Raw genomic sequence first — 15,872 nt, 5'->3', positions numbered from 1 at the left:
GTGCTCGACGTGCCGTCACTCCGCGGCGATGAGGGGGCGGAGCGTGCGGTGGGCGATGCGCAGCCCTTCGAGGACCTTCTCGTCCGTGCCGCCCCAGAGCGGGTCCTCGTGCTCGACCGACAGGGTGCCGTCGAACCCCGCTTCGTACAGGCGGTCGACGACGTGCGGCCAGTCCACGACCCCACGGCCCGGCACCCGGAAGCGCCACCAGCCCATGTCCCACGGGTCGTCGCCCTTGTCGACCTTGCCGAAGAACCCGTACGCGTCGCGCTTCCGGGGGAACAGCTCGAGGTCCTTCGCCTGCGCGTGCACGATGTGCTCGGCGAACGGCAGGATCGTCTCGACCGGGTCGATGCCGATCCAGGTCAGGTGCGACGGGTCCCAGTTCAGACCGAAGCCGAGGCCGGTGACCCAGCCCCAGAGCTCGGGGGAGTACGCCAGGTTGCCGGGGTAGCCGTCCGGGTGCCAGCCCTCCATCACGCAGTTCTCGATGATCAACCGCACGCCGCGCTCGCCGGCGTAGTCGACGAGCTCGGGGAGGACCCGGTTCCCTTCTGCCATGTTCTCCCGCACCGACTTGCTGTTGTCGCGGCCGATGAACGTGCCGACGTACGGCACGCCGAGCACCTGCGCGGCATCGATCGCGTGCTTGAGGTGGGTGCGGACCTCCTCGCGCCGGGCGAGGTCCTGGTGCAGGTTGTTCTCGTAGTACGCGAGCGCCGAGATCTCGAGGCCGGTGCGGTCGAGCAGGTCACGGGTCGCAGCGGCGTCCTCGTCGGTGAACGTCGCCACCGGCAGGTGCGCCGCCTCGAAGTCGCGGCCACCGGTGCCGGGCCACACGCCGACCTCGAGCCGCTCGTAGCCCTGACCAGTCGCGAACTCGGCGATCCGATCGAGCGACCAGCCGGGCAGGCAGGCCGTCAGCATGCCGAGCTTCACCGGATCTCCCGCCACGTGGTCTCGGCCGCGCTGGTGATCACGGCGTCGATGATGTCGGCGGAACGTGCGCCGTCCGCGAAGGTCGGCAGGCCGTCGGGGGCCACACCGGTGCGGACCGCGGTGTAGGTGTCGGCGACGAACGCGGCGAAGGCGTCGAGGTAGCCCTGCGGGTGCCCGGACGGCACGATCGCCAGACGCCGCTGGTCCGGGTACCCCTGCGACGGGTCGCGCACGACGATCTGCGCACCACGCTCGTTGCCGAACCACGCGGACTCGGGCTGTTCCTGGTCGAAGGCGGCGCTGCCCCGGGTGCCGTCGACCTCGAACCACAGGCGGTTCTTCCGACCGGACGCCACCTGCGAGATCACCACGTTGCCGATTCGCCCGGTGCCGGTGCGGAACGTCGCGACCGCGGTGTCCTCGGTGGTGACCTCGGCCCGTTCCGCGGCGTCGGCGACCGGGTCGGGGTCCGGCGAGCCGGAGAACGACGGCCCCGAGGCCGCGGGGCGGGTCGGGTAGACGATGTCGGTCGCCGCGGACACCGAGGCGAAGCGCTCGCCGGTGACGAACTCGACCAGGTCGCACCAGTGCGAGCCGATGTCGGCGAACGCGCGGGACAACCCGCTCGAGGTCGGGTCGACCCGCCAGCTCGAGGCGTCCTCGTCGAGCATCCAGTCCTGCAGGTAGTGGCCGTGCACGGCGAGGAGTCGACCGAGGTCGCCGTCGGCGATGCGCGCGCGGATCTCACGGATCATCGGGTGGTAGCGGTACACGAACGGCACCGTGGCGACGACACCGGCGTCCGCCGCCGCGGCGACGAGTTCGGCGGCCTGTGCCGGGTCGATCGCGAGGGGCTTCTCGCACACCACGTGGATGCCCGCGGCGATGACCGCCATCGCCTGCGGGTGGTGCTGGTCGTTCGGCGTGCAGATGTGCACGACGTCGGGGGCGTCCGCGATGACGTCGTCGAGCGAGGCGTACCCACGAGGCAGGTCGAGTTGCGCCGCGACCTGCTCGGAGCGCGATGCGTTCCGGCCGAGCACCCCGAGCACCTCGGCACCGGCGGCCCGGGCCGCGCGGGCGTGGACCCCCGCGATCATGCCGGTGCCGATCACGACGACGCGGAGGCGTCGTCCTTCGTACCCACTGCTCATGGTGCTCCCTCGCGCCGAACTGTCACCACCGTAGCGGCCCGGCCGTCCACCGGGGCCGATGAGTACGGTCGGAGGCATGTCGAGCCTCCAGACCAGCCTGCTCATCCTCGGAGCCAGCGGCGACCTGTCCAAGCGCCTGCTCCTGCCGGGTCTCGCGACCCTGCTCGAGGTCAAGGACGACTGGGACGTCCAGCTCATCGGGGCGGGTGTCGAGGACCTCTCCGACGCCGACTGGAAGGCGCAGGTGCGCGAGTCCTTCGAGAACGCGCAGGCGTCCAAGAACGAGGGCGACGAAGGCGCGGAGGGCGAGTCGTCGCTGTCGGAGCGGCTGCAGGCCGTGATCGACGCGTCCTCGTACCGCAAGGCCGACGTCACGAGCGCCGACGACCTGCGCGCGCTGCTCGGAGCCTGCGACCACGACCCCGCGATCTACTTCGCGCTGCCCCCGGCCGTGACCGAGAAGAGCTGCGAACAGCTCGCCCACCTCGACCTGCCGAAGCGCACCCGCCTGGCGCTCGAGAAGCCGTTCGGTACCGACGCCGCCAGCGCCGAGCACCTGAACGACCTGCTGCACTCGTTCATCCCCGAGGAGCGCATCCACCGGGTCGACCACTTCCTCGGCCGTTCGACGGTGCTCAACCTGATCGGGCTGCGCTTCGCGAACCGCATCATCGAGCCCCTGCTGTCCTCGCAGCACGTCGAACGCGTCGACATCGTGTACGACGAGACCCTCGGGCTCGAGGGTCGCGCCCGCTACTACGACAAGGCCGGCGCCCTCACCGACATGATCCAGAGCCACCTGCTGCAGGTCATGGCGGTCGTGGCGATGGAGGCGCCGGCGTCGATCGACGCCGACGACCTGCGGACCCAGAAGGAACTCGTGCTGCGTGCCGTGCGGCCGTGGGGCGGCGACGTCGTCGCCGCCGGTAAGCGTGCCCGGTACACCGCGGGCACGGTCGGCGACCGCAAGCTGCCGTCGTACGCCGACGAGGACGGCGTCGACCCCTCGCTCGGTACCGAGACCCTCGCCCAGCTGACACTGGAGATCGCGAACTGGCGATGGGCCGGCGTCCCCTTCACGCTGCGTTCCGGCAAGGCGCTCGCGAAGCAGCGCCGCGAGATCGTCATCACGTTCAAGGACTCCCCGCAGGTGCCGGTCGGCCTGTCCGGTGCCGCCCACCCGGACCGGCTCCGGATCTGGATCGCCCCGGACGAGATGCAGCTCGAGCTGAACGTCAACGGCCCCGGCGACCCGTACACGATCGACCGCACGAGTCTCGAGACGACGTTCAACCCCGGACGGCTCAGTGCCTACGGCGAGGTCCTGGCCGGTGTGCTCGAGGGCGATGCGACGCTGTCGGTCCGCGGTGACAGTGCCGTGCAGGGCTGGAAGGTCGTCGGACCGTTCCTCGAGGCGTGGAAGGCCGGCACGACGCCGCTCGACGAGTACCCGGCCGGGTCGAGCGGTCCTGAGGACTGGGACAACATCGACGCCTGAGCCGGACGGCGGCGTAGCGTCGGACGACGTGACCACCATCGACGACGTCCTGCAGACCGTTCCCGAACCCGCCGGCGCCGACATCCGTGTCGAGCCCGTCCACTACGACCACGAGGGCACCGACCTGCTCGGCGTGCTCGCGAAGGACGCGGCCGTCGCCGGTCCCCGCCCGGCCGTCCTGGTCGTGCACGACTGGCACGGCGTGAACGAGCACGTCGAGGCGCGCGTGACGATGCTCGCCCGCCTCGGCTACGTCGCCTTCGGTGCGGACATCTACGGTGCCGGCGTGCGGCCCGGTGACGACACCGCCGGCCAGGTCGCCGGGTCGTACTACCAGGACCTGCCGTTGCTCCGGGCACGTGCGACCGCCGGCCTCGAGCGGCTGCGGCAGGACCCCGACGTCGACCCTGCCCGCATCGTCGTCATCGGCTACTGCTTCGGCGGCTCCACCGCGATCGAGCTCGCACGCACCGGCGCGGACCTGGTCGGAGCGGTGTCGTTCCACGGCGGCCTCATCACGCACGACCCCGCCGACGCCTCGGCGATCCGGGCGAAGCTGCTCGTGCTGACCGGGGGAGCGGACCCGGTCGTGCCCGACGACGCCGTGCACGCCTGGCAGGACGAGATGCGCACCGAGCCCGGCGTCGACTGGCAGGTCGTCACCTACGCCGGGGCCATGCACGCGTTCGCCGTGCCGGGGACCGACGCGCCCGACCACGGCGCCCAGTACCAGGAGCGCGCCGACCGCCGATCGTGGCAGGCGCTGCGGGTGTTCCTGGCCGAGGTCTTCGACGAGGAGGCCGCGGCGCTGTGACGTCGGGGGCTCGGCTGTCGCCTCGCGACACGCCGGGTGGAGCGCCCGGGCGGCCTCGATTGGCGCCCGGGCCGGAGCTGTTGTAGAGTCTTCCACGGCCGCAAGGCCACGCGCTCGTAGCTCAATGGATAGAGCATCTGACTACGGATCAGAAGGTTGGGGGTTCGAGTCCCTTCGAGCGCACAGGAGTAGCAGGGAAATGCAGCCCCGGTGCATCCCCGCAGTAAAAACACCGAACAGCAGACGCCCCGCAGCTCCGGCTCGGGGCGTTCTGCGTTTTAGCCTTGCCGGACCCGATACCGGTGAGCGGGATGCTTGATTCCGCCGAAGTAGCATTTTCGAGGGCTGGTGGGCACGTCGGCGCTCGCTCAAACGATCCCCACCTGGCCGAGCGCAAGTGGGCTGTCCCCGAGTACCAGAGTTCGCGGTCGCTCAGTCGGACGTCGCCGTGTACCTGGAGCTCTCGTGGCAGGGGCGGCTGCAGCGTGCGTGGGTGCTGCGTTCGTCGATGACGTGGCGCAAGCTCGTGCCGCGGCGGGACTGATGGCGCGTCGGCGCCGCGACCGGTGGGCGCTCGGGCCCGCGTTCTCGCCCCCCGAGGCAGCACGCGGCGGCCCGGACTGCGACGTTGTGTCGCCCCACCCATTGCTCGCGTGGGTGCAGTTCCGTGACCGGATCCTCGAGGTCGGGACGCACGTCATCGCGTACACGCAGCGTGTGGTGCTCGTCGAGTGGGGGTTCTCGCAGGCCGCAGAGTGCGCGTGGGTGTGGGTGTGGCGCGATGCGATCCGCTCCCATAAACAGGGGTGGGTGCTCCGCGGTGCCCCGGCCGTAGAGTGAGTCTCACCATGAGGACCATCGTTGCCGTTGCTGCCAGCCTTGCGCTCGTCCTGGCAGTCGCCGGCTGCTCGTCGGACCCCGGGAGCGACGCGACGACCGCCAGCAGCGCGGATGGCGGCACTACGACGCCGACGCGGACGCCTACCGAAACCTCGTCGCCCGTGATGGTGGTCGTGCCCGATGCGTCCGTCGGCCTTACCAGCGAGGTCACGAAGATGGACGAGCTCGGCCTCAAGCCGGTCATGCTCGACGCCACCGGCGCCGACGTCACGTACTACTTCCTCTCGGACGACTTCGGCTCCGCGTCCGTCTTCGTGTCGCAGAAGCCGGAGGCGGGGACCGAGGTCGAGGACGGTGCCACCGTCACCGTGAGGGTCCGCGACCCGAAGGTGGTCATCTCGGCGGACTTCTCCGGCCCGGGTGGCACGATCACCAGCCTCGACGGCTCCTCGATCAGCCAGGTGACGGATGCGCCGCAGCACTGGGAGAAGGAAGTGCCGTACGGCGACACGACCGATTACACGTTCACGAACCCGTACGCGGCGGGGACCCTGACCTGCAATGTGACGCAGGAGGGTGAAGTCGTGCAGACCAACACCGCGTCCGGTCCGTTCGCCTCCACCAACTGCTGACCAGCGCCCCCTTAAGGTCGGAGCTAGCGTCATCCCCTGCGCGGAGCGCGCGGTACTCGTCGAGTAAGGCTTCTCGTAGGCAGCAGAGTGCGCCTGGGTGTGGCTCGTCGCGGTTCGATCCCTTGAAGATGGGACGCCGGCGGCTAAAGATTCCGCCGTAGAGTGATGCTCACTATGACTCTGAACCCGCCGGCCGCCCTCCTAGGTGCCCCCACGCGGCAGTACAGTGCCAACCAACTGAAGCGTGTAAGTAGGGCGATCCGCCAGGGCGCGACGAGTGACAGCACGGACCCGACATACGACGACGTCATGGTCTGGTACAACGATCTCGCGAGCTGGGTTCAGGCTGAGATTCGTGGCGTGGACTGGGGAGACCTCCTGCCGGGCCGAGATCCGGTAATCGTGTCACGCTCCAAGACGATCGACACCCTGAGGCAGAAGCTCCAGCGGTACCCGACTCATCACATCGGCACCGTTCAGGACATCGCGGGCGTCCGGTTCGAGGCGGAGATGACTCTCGACGAGCAGGACGCCGTGGTGGACATCCTCCTAGATCACTTCGGGCAGGACGATGACGTTGTCCACGACATGCGTGCAGATCCTCACAGCGGATACCGCGCTGTACATCTGTGGCTCCGTTTTGAGGGCGTTGGCCGCGCCGAGGTACAGGTACGGACGCATCTTCAAGGCCAATGGGCGAACCTCTTCGAGCGGGCGGCGGACGTGATCGGACGCGGCATCCGTTACGACGAGATGCCAGCAGAAGCGCAAGCTCGTCTCCTCGTTGAACGGCTCATCACGCTGTCGTCGCCAGGCGTTGCCAACATCGAACGAACTCGAAACTGGATCGCTGTACAAGACCTGCACGCCGATGATGTGAGACGAGGCCTAGTTGCCCCAGGCGTCCGTGCAATCCCATCGGTTGTCGCAGACGTGGAAGAGATCCGTGAGACGCTACGTTCTACGGAGGAGTCGTACGTGGTATCCATGAACGAACTACAGATCATGTTCGACGACGCGCAACGAGCGAAGGAGGCCCGCTGATGCCAGGGTTCGTGATCGAGTACAACCGACGACTCGGTACTCGACGGGTTACGGAGTTCGCCGGGGCAGACGGTTCCCGTGCCGCCTTGCTTCATCGTCTGCAACTCGAGCGTGAACGTGTGGACCCTGACATCGAGATCGTCTCGTTGAACGGGGCGTCTCTCGATCAGGTGCAAGAGACGCATTCACGGTACTTCCGCGGGTCAGAACTCTCTGCAGCGAGCTGAAACGACGACAGACCCCCGCAAGGTTCGCTCTGGAACCTTGTGGGGGTCTCGTCATGCTTGGCCGTCGCGGCGGAGGCGGTGGAACTCCTCCAGAGGGATCGTGCGTTCCATGTCGGGCCAGTCGGGTAGTTCGTCGCGGCTGATGCCGGCGGCGGCGATTGGCTGCACGCGCAGGTCGGCGGCGTGCTCGCGAGGCTCCGGTAGCGTTCAGAGCGTGATCAGCTTGGACGGAGCAACGCTTCTGGCGACGATCTTCCCGATCGTCATCGTCCTTCTCGTGTTTGAGCGACGCAGGCCGAAGATCCCCCGTCCCGTCGACGCATGGGTCCGTTTCTTGATTCGCTTTGCCGACTGGGCCGTCGCCACCGGTGCGATCTTCGGCTTGAGCGCGACCGCGCTGTGCATCGTCGCGGTCGCTAGCGGGGTCCCGCTGCAGGGGGTCAGTGCCGTTTGGGTCACCCTGTGCGGGAGCCTTCTCGGGATCGCCGGTATGGGAGCGGTGGGTGCTGGCCTGTCCGAGCGCATGTTCGATCCCTGGGAGTAGCTGCAAGCTCATGCTGCGTGACCTCTGGACTGTGCGGCTGCTGCCGCGTTGCTGTGTGTGAGCGCGTACCGGGCGATGGCCGCCTCGGTCTCGCTGTCCTGCCCGGCGAGCCGCTCCTGCTCCTGCTGGTCGCCCCGGTCGACGAGCTGCTGCAGTCGGCGCTCCATCCGCGCCCGGTCGACGTCGGAGAGCTCCCCGCGGACCTTCCGCCAGAAGTCCCGCCGCACGTAGTCGTGCGCGAACCGCATCTCGTGGTCCTCGCGCGACCAGGGCCGCTCAGCCCCGAGGTCCCCTGGGCCGGCGTGCTCCCGCTGCAGAACGACCGGGTCGATCGACGCGACGAAGTTGTCCCACGCCGCGTCGCCGGTCATGGTTCCCCCCGCGGCATCGGCCGCCCGACCGGGCCGACGGTCGGCGCCCGAGGAACGTCGATCACGCCGGCCCCGCCGGCCTCGATCGCGGCCGCGGTCTCCGCGAACTCGGCGCGGGCCCGTACCAGCCCCTCGGCAGCCGCCCGGGGCAGCGGATCCCGCTTCGGCCAGGACGCATCGATCAGCCCGCGAGCCTTCGCCGACCTGACGTCCTCCTCGATCGCCGTCGGCGTCTGCCGGGTGTCGACCCGGATCTGCTCGAGCGGCACGTCGAGGGACAGGTAGTCGCGGGGCGACGGCTTCCGGAAGTGGTTCCGGACCGCCTTCCAGGCGATGTCGAAGTCGGTGTCCGCGAGTTCCATCAGCCAGACCTCGGCGGTGATCGCGGTGAGCGTGCGGTTGTCGTAGCCGCCGGAGATGAGGCTGAGGAGTCGGCGGACTTCGGGTTCGTTCAGGAGGTGATGTCCTGTCGGGTGTCGGCGAGTGGGTCTGCGGCCGTGGCGAAGCCGAGAAGTTCGGCTTCGCGCTGCTGGACGCGGGACGGTGGTGCTGCGCGGCCGTGACGGACTCCAGCTCCACGATCATGTAGCTCAAGACGGCCCCGTCCTGCAGCTCCTTCGCGCTCCACGCACCCGCGAGGGTCCACAGGCCGATCGCCGCGAGACGGTCACAGCGGGGGATGCCGAGCACCTTCCGCGAGGACGGGAGTCCGTCGTCGACCTTGAACCATGGCATCAGGCGGTCCCTCCTTCCTTTCGTCTTCGCGCCTCGTCGGCGCTGATCTCGCGCCAGCTGGCGTTGTCGTCGTAGAGCATCCACGCCTGCCGGAGCGTGCCGAGCTCGGTGCGGAGCCATCGGCGGGCGGGGAACTCGAGCGGGTCGGCCCAGCGGGGACGCCCCAGCCTGGGACGCTTCAGCCGCCGTGCGCCGCGTCGACGGGGTGATCCGTCTTCCACAGGTGGCAGTCGGGGCAGAGCAGGTGCACGTTGGACAGCACGGTGAGCCCACCCTGCGACGGTTCTTCCAGTGATCCCGCTGCACGACTACCCCGCGCCAGCTCCGTTGGCACCGTTCCTTGTCCCGCTTGAGGACCATCGCGTGGGCCCGGACCTCGTCGGCGGCTGAAGGAAGCGTCGCCTTCGGGCCGATCTTCGGTTCACCTGCGGATAGCTGGGAACTGCCTGTAAGCTGGCCTCATGGTAAACGAAGCCGCGCGCGAGCGCCTCAACACCCTGCAGAACATCGTCACCGACCTCCACGACAACCTCCCGACGGTCGTGAACTCGCGATTCGAAAACCAGATCGAGGACGCGAACCTCGAGCGGATCGCCGACGCCCTTGTGCTGATCACCGAGGAGCTCCGCGACCTCTCGGCTGAGGTCCGCGACGGCGGCGGCATCACCGGGGGCGGCATCGAGGTCCCGTTCGTCTGACTTAGCCGCTACGGTGTGCACATGGCTGCGAGGGACCTCTACGAGGCGATCAACCAGGTGCAGGACGAGGTGCGTTTCCTGAACGACGCCGGGCGCCGGATGGACGAAGACGCGATGAGAGGGATCATCTACGCGCTCGGCAAGCTCACGAACATCGTCGAAGCGCTCGTGCGCGATGAGGATGTGCCCACCGTCAAGGGGCAACGCATCGAGTAGCGCGCTCACGACGCATCACCCCAGTCGAAGACGAGGCCCTGTGCGTAGTCCATCGGTACGCTGCTCCTCATGGACAGCGGGTGGGCAGTCGTCATCGGTGCTGCGATCGCGCTCGCGGGCGCGCTCATCACGCCCCTGGTGATCGAGCCGAGACGAGAGCGGGCTCGGCGAGCCCGGGAGGCCCGGGACGAGATCGCGCGTTTGGTCCCAGAATTCTTCCGATACAGCCTCGGCCACGAGGAGCAGGTCGCGGGCCGGCAGACGGAAGTGCTGACTAGGATCCGCTTCCTCGTTGCCCAGAAGGATGATCCGATCATGCGGGTGCTGGCCGGCCCGTCTGTTGTAGTCAAGGCGGATCGTCCCGCAGCTATCGCTAACGCAACAGGGGTGATTGCGCGCTGGCTCGAAGGCACATACGACGCGAAGCGGGCGCTCGTGACGTACGAGCTCGCTCGACAGATCGATCCCCACGGGGACTTCATCACCGACTGGGCTGCGAAGCGCGGTGCGGAGGCTGAAGAGCCCGCCTGAAGCTGATCTGGACGGATCCCGGACGTCGTGCTTCCTCGCCTGCTTTCCTCGGGCGGCCGGGGCCGTAGTGCGAGTCGAGGCCGAGGCGCTTCCGAGCGCGGTGCACGGTCAAAGCGGAGCGGCCGAGCTCGGCCGCGATGGTGGTGTCTCGAGCGCCGGCGGCGTGCAGTTCGGCGACCCGGCGGAGTTCGCCGGTGGTGACCGCCCGGCCGTCATGCGTTGCCGTCCAGCAGGAGTACGAGGTCGGCGAGCGTCATCGTGACGAACTGCTCGCCCGCGGCGGAGACACTGCGGCGCTTGTGGACGACAATGCCGATGCGGTCGTCGTCGTTGCCGCGCTCGCGCTCGGCCTCGGCGAGCCAGGAGCCGAGCGACATCGACTGGTGGTTCTTGCACTCGAGGACGACGCGCTCGCCGCGGATGGTGCGGACGCCGCCGATGTCGCCGCGGTCGTCGCGGCCGTCCTTGGGCCGCATGCCGATGCGGTCGTCGAGCTCGTCGAGCTCGTCGCGGAGGTAGTTCGCACCGCTGCGCTCGAACATCTGCCACGCCTCCCACAATTTCGTCAGCCTCAGCTCCAGGCCGCGGTGTGCTTCTGGCCGGCGCGTGTGCCCGTCGATGACGTGCTTCGTGACGTAGCGGACGAACGACTCGGCGTCGCTAACGACGCGCTTCGCCTCGATGTGTCTGAACAGACGAAGGGCCCCGACGGATTCCGCCGGGGCCCTTCGTCGTTGGTGGTTCGTGCGCGAGTCGTGTTTCACCGACGCTGAAGCCCGAGCAGCGCGATCCCCAGCACGACCAGCGCCACGACGACGAGCACGACGACGACGAGCAGGGGAAGCAGGTCGATCGACGCGGTGTCGTCGTGGCAGTCGACGGTCTCGACGGCACAGGAGGCGAGGGCGGTCGTCGTGGTCATGGTCATCGTCCGAGTGAAGCACGGCGAGGTTGGATGGAGAACATGACGACGACGTCCGTGTTCGAACAGGTTCCACGAGCGCAGTGGGTCGCGGACGACGAGTTCGTCTTCGTGATCCTCGATGCGCACCCGGTGTCACCTGGTCACACGCTCGTCATCCCGAAGCGGCGGATCACCAGCTGGTTCGATGCGACCGAGGGAGAGCTCGCCGCGATGACCCGGATGGTGGCGCTGCTGAAGGGCCGGCTCGACGAGCAGCACCACCCCGACGGCTACAACGTCGGGTTCAACGACGGATCCGCCGCTGGCCAGACCGTCTTCCACGCCCACCTGCACGTCATCCCGCGCTTCGACGGCGACGTTCCGGCGCCGGCGGGAGGGGTGCGGCACGCCGTCGTCGGGCGCGGCCACTACTGATCGCGGTGGCCAGTGGCCAGTGGAAGGACGGGGCGACGAGTCAGCCCCAGAGGTGGATCGTCGAGTCGACGACGCCGGACAGCGCGAGGGCTCCGGGGACGAGCACGCCGAACAGCGTGAGCGTCGCGCCGATCAGGATGGCCGCGAACGCCAGTCCGTCACCGCGCTCGCCGGTCCGTCGGACCTCGTGCCGCGCGATGAACCCGACGACGACGCCGCCGATCGGGGCGACGAAGGCGAGCCCGATCGCCACGACGGCGAGCAGGCTCAGCGGCGCGAGTCCGGGCGTCCCGTCCGTGCTCGGGGCGGAGGCGGCCGGCGCGGAACGCTCGGGGGCGAGGTCGGTCACGGGTGTCTTCCGTTCAGTCGGCGCACGTGGCGAGTTGCGGGCGTGCGAGGTCCGCTCAAGAGTAGAGCGACGGCGTCCGGAACGGAGGCCCGCATTCGGGGTCCAGCTGCCCGGTCGGGTGACTTCGTGAGCAGAAATGGTCGGGTTCATCGACGGGACTCGACCATTTGTGCTCACGAAGCGCACGCGCTCGCGAAGCGCACGCGCTCAGCGCCCGAGCGCCGTGAGCTGCTTCTGCAACCCGCGCTCGAGGTACGGCTCCAGAGACGTCGCCCACGTCGCCGTGATGTGCGTGGTGTCCCGGTAGACCAGCACGCCGCCGATCACCGCGGGGCAGGTCGTCTCGGTGCAGTAGTAGTCGGTCAGGTCGATCACCCCGGCTCGTCCTCCGGCGGCCTTGAACGCCCGCACGGCCTCGATCGAGGAGTCGGTCTGGGCGAGCGCCTCGGAGCGGGGCCGGTCGCACGACGCGTTCGTCGGCCCGGACATCTTGCTCACGCAGGCGATGACGTCGGGCCGGGGGACCGGGTTGTCGCGGACCGCGATGACGGGGAGTTCGTCGCCGGCGGCCTGCTCCCAGGCGTCGACGAGGCCGTTGCGGGTCGCGATGTCGCGTGAGGCACCGGCTGGCAGGCTGACGGGCATCTGCGTGGCGGAGTGGGTGACGACCAGGGCGTCGGCGTCGCGGTGGGCGCGGACGTAGTCGATGGCCGCGTGCTTCCACGCGTTGCAGCCGCGCAGCGCGCCGGCGTTCACCGAGTTCTGCTGCGCCGTGGTGAGGTAGCAGCCGCCGATGCCGGCCATGTCGATGCGCCACCCGTTGTCGTCGGCGATCTTCTCGTAGGCGCCGAGCAGGGCGTTGCTGTGCGAGTCGCCGATGACGATCAGGTGCTTCGACCAGCCGGTCGCCTTGCCGAGCACGCAGGTGCGGAAGGTGCCGTTCCAGCACTCGGGACGGTTCGCGTCGTCGTCCTCGGCCGCGGCGGGGGCCGGGATCCGCGTGTCGACGAGGGCCGGGTCGACGCAGGGGTCGGCGGAGCTTATCCGTGCGGCTGCTCCGATGCAGGACTCGTCGTCCTGTGCCCGTTCGGTCGCGAGCCGCTTCGTGAGCTGCTCGGTGGCGCCTTCGGCGTGGACCTCCTGCACGTAGACGGCGGTCAGGGTCGAGGCGCCGAGGGTCACGACCGTGAAGGTGCAGATGACGCCGAGGGCGACGACCCCGCGGGGCCGCAGGTCGCGCAGCCAGGTCGAGAAGCGGACGGGTTCCTCGAACCAGATGGTCGTGACGGCTGCCAGTCCGACCGACACCAGGAGGACCGAGGTGCTGGTCGCCCAGTCGAGCGGGCGTCCGAGCATGATCGGCAGGATCACGACGAGCGGCCAGTGCCAGAGGTACAGCGCGTACGAGATCCGTCCGGTGAACGCGACCGGTCCGAGCGCGCCGATCGACTCGAACACGGTGCGTCCGCCGAACAGCACCACGAGGGTCGCGCCGGCGACGGGGAGCAGCGCGGCGATCCCGGGGAACGGCGTCTCCGCCCCGATGACGAACAGGGACAGGACGAGGGCCACGGCGCCGATGCTCGTCAGGATCATGCGCACCCGCCGGGCGACCTCGGTGCGGACCTCGGGCAGGTGCACGGTCGCGGCGAGGCCGCCGAGTGCGAACTCCCACGCGCGGGTGCCGGTGGAGAAGTACGCGACGCCGGGGTTCGTGCTGGTCTGCACGATGCTCCACACCAGGGACAGCACGACGACCGCGCCGAGCAGCAGGCGTGCGGTGGTCAGCGTCGAGAGGCGCCCGCGCACGGCGACGGCCAACCCGATCAGCAGGAGCGGCAGGACGATGTAGAACTGCTCCTCGACCGACAGTGACCAGAAGTGCTGGAACGGTGAGGGGTCGTCCGCCGAGGCCAGGTAGTCGACCGAGTTCGCCGCCAGCTCCCAGTTCTGCAGGTAGACCGTCGACGCGATGAGCTCGCGGCCGTACTGCCCCCACAGTGCGCTCGGCACGGCGACGAGCACCGCTGCGCCGGTGGTGGTGATGGTGAGGAACGCGGCCGGCAGCAGGCGTTTGGCCCGGCGTGACCAGAACCGGCCGAGGTGGATCGTGCCGGTGGCGACCTGTTCGCGCAGCAGCAGCCCGGTGATGAGGAACCCGGAGATCACGAAGAAGACGTCGACCCCGACGAACCCGCCCCGCAGGGCGTGCGGCCACAGGTGGTACACGACGACGGCCAGCACCGCGAACGCGCGGAGACCCTGGATGTCCCACCGCGTCGTGTCGCGCGCGCGGTGCGCGGGGCCCCGCTCGCCCGGCGTTGCAGTGTTCACTGCGACGATCCTACGAGAAGCGCGTCACGCCCTGGGACGGCAAGCGAGAAGACGGGAGGCCCGTGGCGGTCTCGCCACGGGCCTCCCGTCGGTCGTTCGCTCGCCCCCACCCCGTGGGGTTCCGAGATCTCGGAACCTCGCGGGCATGCGCCGTCCTGATCGGAACCTCGACGGAACGTACGCGGGGTGTCGTGGAACCTCGACGCACAGGGCGCCGCGTGTCGTGGATCCGCGCGCAGCGTCAGACGCTCGCGCGCACCTCGGCCAGCGACGGGTAGTCGGTGTAGCCCTCGGCGGTCGCGCCGTAGAAGAGCTCGGGACGGGGCTCGTTGAGCTCCGCATCCTGCTCCCAGCGGTGCGCGAGGTCCGGGTTCGCGATCGCCGGACGGCCGACGGCGATCGCGTCGGCGATGTCCTGGTCGTGGACGACGGTGATCGCTTCCTCACGCGTCGTCATCGCGCTGAAGCCCGAGTTGACGATGAAGGGTGCGCCCGCGGTGCGGCGGACGTGCTGCACCAGGTCACCGGTCGGCTCGGCGTGCAGGACGTCGATGAAGGCGAGTCCGAGCGGCGCGAGGCCCTCGGCGATCGCGGTGTAGGTCGCGCGGACGTCGGCCGCGTCGTCCTCGATGACGCCCTGGATGCCGTGCTCGGGCGACAGGCGGATGCCGGTGCGGTCTGCGCCGACGGCCTCGGCGACGGCGGTCGTGACCTCGATCGCGAAGCGGGCGCGGTTCTCGGGGGAGCCGCCGTACTGGTCGGTGCGGGTGTTCGAAACCGGGGACATGAAATCGTGCACCAGGTAGCCGTTGGCGCCGTGGACCTCGACGCCGTCGAGTCCGGCGGCGATGGCGTTGCGGGCAGCCTGCGCGAAGCCCTGCACGGCGTCCTGCACCTCGGAGGTGGTCAGCTCGTGGGGGGACGGGCATGTCGGCCTTGCCGGTCGCGGTGTGGGTCTGACCGGGAGCGGCGATGGCGCTCGGGGCGACGATGCGCGGCGTCTGCGAGATGTCGGGGTGCGAGACACGGCCACCGTGCATGAGCTGCATCACGATGGTGCCGCCCTCGGCGTGCACGGCGTCGGCGACGCGGCGCCAGCCGGCGATCTGCTCGTCGGTCTCGATGCCGGGCTGCCCGGGGTAGGAGCGGCCTTCCTGCACGGGCCAGGTGCCCTCGGTGATGATCATGCCGAGGCCCGCACGCTGACGGTAGTGCTCGACGAGCAGGTCGTTCGGGATGCCGTGCTCACCGGCGCGGGTGCGCGTGAGCGGGGCCATGACGACGCGGTTCGACAGGCGCAGGGCGCCGAAGGAGGTGGGTTCGAAGAGCTTCACGAGGGAGTGGAACGTCGTGTTGCTCGGTGCAATTCCCGCCGTCAGTCGCGCGGGCAGACCAGGGTCGACGAACGGACCTGGCCCTCGGGGCGGATCACCTGGTGCAGGGAGAGGGGCTTGCCGCAGATCGGGCACCCGCGGTCCACCGATCGGTCGTCGACCCCCTCGGGGTGTCCGGCACCGATCTGCGACGGTCCCATCTTGTTGATGAGCGTCGTGTTCCACCGTTCGTACCACTTGCCGAAGCGCCCCACGGTGCGTCCTTTCGTTCGT

General features: G+C 69.3%; 20 protein-coding genes, 1 tRNA gene and 1 pseudogene. 11 read left to right on the top strand and 11 right to left on the bottom strand.

Features of this window, described 5'->3' with window-relative positions:
• Window positions 1–15 precede the first annotated feature (15 nt).
• The gene (locus M4960_RS06235; protein WP_248703766.1) at window positions 16–939 is read right to left on the bottom strand and encodes a sugar phosphate isomerase/epimerase; all 924 of its coding nucleotides are present in this window, start codon (window positions 937–939) and stop codon (window positions 16–18) included.
• Complete coding sequence (locus M4960_RS06230; RefSeq protein ID WP_173169152.1) at window positions 936–2,093, bottom strand: Gfo/Idh/MocA family protein; 1,158 nt, start codon at window positions 2,091–2,093, stop codon at window positions 936–938. Before M4960_RS06230 ends, M4960_RS06235 begins: the two co-directional genes overlap by 4 nt.
• Before the next feature lie 76 nt (window positions 2,094–2,169).
• On the opposite strand from M4960_RS06230, the gene M4960_RS06225 reads away from it, so the two are divergent.
• The 7 genes from M4960_RS06225 to M4960_RS06195 all read left to right on the top strand — a co-directional run bounded on the left by M4960_RS06225 (window position 2,170) and on the right by M4960_RS06195 (window position 7,692).
• Window positions 2,170–3,591, top strand: coding sequence for a glucose-6-phosphate dehydrogenase (locus tag M4960_RS06225; protein WP_123291881.1), 1,422 nt, complete (start codon window positions 2,170–2,172; stop codon window positions 3,589–3,591).
• A 28-nt stretch (window positions 3,592–3,619) separates the two neighbouring features.
• Complete coding sequence (locus M4960_RS06220) at window positions 3,620–4,405, top strand: dienelactone hydrolase family protein (RefSeq protein WP_123291882.1); 786 nt, start codon at window positions 3,620–3,622, stop codon at window positions 4,403–4,405.
• 110 nt (window positions 4,406–4,515) lie between these two features.
• Window positions 4,516–4,588 (top strand) — tRNA-Arg (locus M4960_RS06215).
• Window positions 4,589–5,062: 474 nt separating this feature from the next.
• Window positions 5,063–5,245: a hypothetical protein gene (locus tag M4960_RS06210; protein WP_248703765.1), complete on the top strand. Its 183-nt coding sequence runs from the start codon at window positions 5,063–5,065 to the stop codon at window positions 5,243–5,245.
• A 173-nt stretch (window positions 5,246–5,418) separates the two neighbouring features.
• The gene (locus M4960_RS06205) at window positions 5,419–5,877 is read left to right on the top strand and encodes a hypothetical protein (protein WP_248703764.1); all 459 of its coding nucleotides are present in this window, start codon (window positions 5,419–5,421) and stop codon (window positions 5,875–5,877) included.
• 174 nt (window positions 5,878–6,051) lie between these two features.
• Window positions 6,052–6,921, top strand: a complete 870-nt coding sequence (locus M4960_RS06200; RefSeq protein WP_248703763.1) for a hypothetical protein — start codon at window positions 6,052–6,054, stop codon at window positions 6,919–6,921.
• A 441-nt stretch (window positions 6,922–7,362) separates the two neighbouring features.
• The gene (locus M4960_RS06195; RefSeq protein ID WP_248703762.1) at window positions 7,363–7,692 is read left to right on the top strand and encodes a hypothetical protein; all 330 of its coding nucleotides are present in this window, start codon (window positions 7,363–7,365) and stop codon (window positions 7,690–7,692) included.
• 8 nt (window positions 7,693–7,700) lie between these two features.
• On the opposite strand, the gene M4960_RS06190 is transcribed toward M4960_RS06195, so the two are convergent.
• From M4960_RS06190 to M4960_RS06180, 3 genes are all read right to left on the bottom strand, one after another.
• The gene (locus tag M4960_RS06190; protein ID WP_248703761.1) at window positions 7,701–8,063 is read right to left on the bottom strand and encodes a hypothetical protein; all 363 of its coding nucleotides are present in this window, start codon (window positions 8,061–8,063) and stop codon (window positions 7,701–7,703) included.
• On the bottom strand, window positions 8,060–8,425 hold the full coding sequence (locus M4960_RS06185) for a hypothetical protein (protein ID WP_248703760.1): 366 nt from the start codon (window positions 8,423–8,425) through the stop codon (window positions 8,060–8,062). Before M4960_RS06185 ends, M4960_RS06190 begins: the two co-directional genes overlap by 4 nt.
• A gap of 372 nt (window positions 8,426–8,797) precedes the next feature.
• Window positions 8,798–9,019 carry a hypothetical protein gene (locus M4960_RS06180; protein ID WP_248703759.1) on the bottom strand — a complete coding sequence of 74 codons (222 nt, stop codon included), beginning with the start codon at window positions 9,017–9,019 and terminating at the stop codon, window positions 8,798–8,800.
• Between the two features lie 240 nt (window positions 9,020–9,259).
• On the opposite strand from M4960_RS06180, the gene M4960_RS06175 reads away from it, so the two are divergent.
• From M4960_RS06175 to M4960_RS06165, 3 genes are all read left to right on the top strand, one after another.
• Window positions 9,260–9,496: a hypothetical protein gene (locus M4960_RS06175; RefSeq protein ID WP_248703758.1), complete on the top strand. Its 237-nt coding sequence runs from the start codon at window positions 9,260–9,262 to the stop codon at window positions 9,494–9,496.
• Between the two features lie 21 nt (window positions 9,497–9,517).
• Window positions 9,518–9,712: a hypothetical protein gene (locus M4960_RS06170; RefSeq protein WP_248703757.1), complete on the top strand. Its 195-nt coding sequence runs from the start codon at window positions 9,518–9,520 to the stop codon at window positions 9,710–9,712.
• A gap of 69 nt (window positions 9,713–9,781) precedes the next feature.
• Entirely contained in the window at window positions 9,782–10,243 is a 462-nt protein-coding gene (locus M4960_RS06165; RefSeq protein ID WP_248703756.1) for a hypothetical protein, read from the top strand.
• Between the two features lie 212 nt (window positions 10,244–10,455).
• On the opposite strand, the gene M4960_RS06160 is transcribed toward M4960_RS06165, so the two are convergent.
• Both M4960_RS06160 and M4960_RS06155 read right to left on the bottom strand, forming a co-directional pair.
• On the bottom strand, window positions 10,456–10,785 hold the full coding sequence (locus tag M4960_RS06160; protein WP_248703755.1) for a hypothetical protein: 330 nt from the start codon (window positions 10,783–10,785) through the stop codon (window positions 10,456–10,458).
• A gap of 218 nt (window positions 10,786–11,003) precedes the next feature.
• The gene (locus tag M4960_RS06155) at window positions 11,004–11,165 is read right to left on the bottom strand and encodes a hypothetical protein (RefSeq protein WP_248703754.1); all 162 of its coding nucleotides are present in this window, start codon (window positions 11,163–11,165) and stop codon (window positions 11,004–11,006) included.
• Between the two features lie 42 nt (window positions 11,166–11,207).
• On the opposite strand from M4960_RS06155, the gene M4960_RS06150 reads away from it, so the two are divergent.
• Window positions 11,208–11,582, top strand: coding sequence for an HIT family protein (locus M4960_RS06150; RefSeq protein WP_248703753.1), 375 nt, complete (start codon window positions 11,208–11,210; stop codon window positions 11,580–11,582).
• Window positions 11,583–11,622: 40 nt separating this feature from the next.
• Here M4960_RS06150 and M4960_RS06145 read toward each other — a convergent pair whose 3' ends face one another.
• The 4 genes and pseudogenes from M4960_RS06145 to M4960_RS06130 form a co-directional block, all read right to left on the bottom strand.
• Window positions 11,623–11,931, bottom strand: a complete 309-nt coding sequence (locus M4960_RS06145) for a DUF4190 domain-containing protein (protein WP_248703752.1) — start codon at window positions 11,929–11,931, stop codon at window positions 11,623–11,625.
• A gap of 207 nt (window positions 11,932–12,138) precedes the next feature.
• A complete protein-coding gene (locus M4960_RS19640) occupies window positions 12,139–14,265 on the bottom strand; it encodes an acyltransferase family protein (protein WP_248703751.1) in 2,127 nt (708 codons plus the stop codon).
• A gap of 241 nt (window positions 14,266–14,506) precedes the next feature.
• A pseudogene (locus M4960_RS06135) lies at window positions 14,507–15,599 on the bottom strand (alkene reductase).
• A 41-nt stretch (window positions 15,600–15,640) separates the two neighbouring features.
• Window positions 15,641–15,853 (bottom strand): hypothetical protein, encoded by a 213-nt coding sequence (locus tag M4960_RS06130; protein WP_173169183.1) that lies wholly within the window; start codon window positions 15,851–15,853, stop codon window positions 15,641–15,643.
• Between the last annotated feature and the right edge of the window lie 19 nt (window positions 15,854–15,872).

Origin of the sequence: Curtobacterium sp. MWU13-2055 (assembly GCF_023242305.1) — a bacterium.
GTDB lineage: Bacteria > Actinomycetota > Actinomycetes > Actinomycetales > Microbacteriaceae > Curtobacterium.
Note: the sequence above shows the minus strand (reverse complement) of the source record. Positions and strands in the feature narration are given on the sequence as shown.

Coding starts and splice junctions, on each gene's coding strand:
- M4960_RS06230 (WP_173169152.1), bottom strand. CDS start 2,093: ATGAGCAGTGGGTACGAAGGACGACGCCTCCGCGTCGTCGTGATCGGC.
- M4960_RS06225 (WP_123291881.1), top strand. CDS start 2,170: ATGTCGAGCCTCCAGACCAGCCTGCTCATCCTCGGAGCCAGCGGCGAC.
- M4960_RS06200 (WP_248703763.1), top strand. CDS start 6,052: ATGACTCTGAACCCGCCGGCCGCCCTCCTAGGTGCCCCCACGCGGCAG.
- M4960_RS06190 (WP_248703761.1), bottom strand. CDS start 8,063: ATGACCGGCGACGCGGCGTGGGACAACTTCGTCGCGTCGATCGACCCG.
- M4960_RS06185 (WP_248703760.1), bottom strand. CDS start 8,425: ATGGAACTCGCGGACACCGACTTCGACATCGCCTGGAAGGCGGTCCGG.
- M4960_RS06175 (WP_248703758.1), top strand. CDS start 9,260: ATGGTAAACGAAGCCGCGCGCGAGCGCCTCAACACCCTGCAGAACATC.
- M4960_RS06170 (WP_248703757.1), top strand. CDS start 9,518: ATGGCTGCGAGGGACCTCTACGAGGCGATCAACCAGGTGCAGGACGAG.
- M4960_RS06165 (WP_248703756.1), top strand. CDS start 9,782: ATGGACAGCGGGTGGGCAGTCGTCATCGGTGCTGCGATCGCGCTCGCG.
- M4960_RS06160 (WP_248703755.1), bottom strand. CDS start 10,785: ATGTTCGAGCGCAGCGGTGCGAACTACCTCCGCGACGAGCTCGACGAG.
- M4960_RS06155 (WP_248703754.1), bottom strand. CDS start 11,165: ATGACCACGACGACCGCCCTCGCCTCCTGTGCCGTCGAGACCGTCGAC.
- M4960_RS06150 (WP_248703753.1), top strand. CDS start 11,208: ATGACGACGACGTCCGTGTTCGAACAGGTTCCACGAGCGCAGTGGGTC.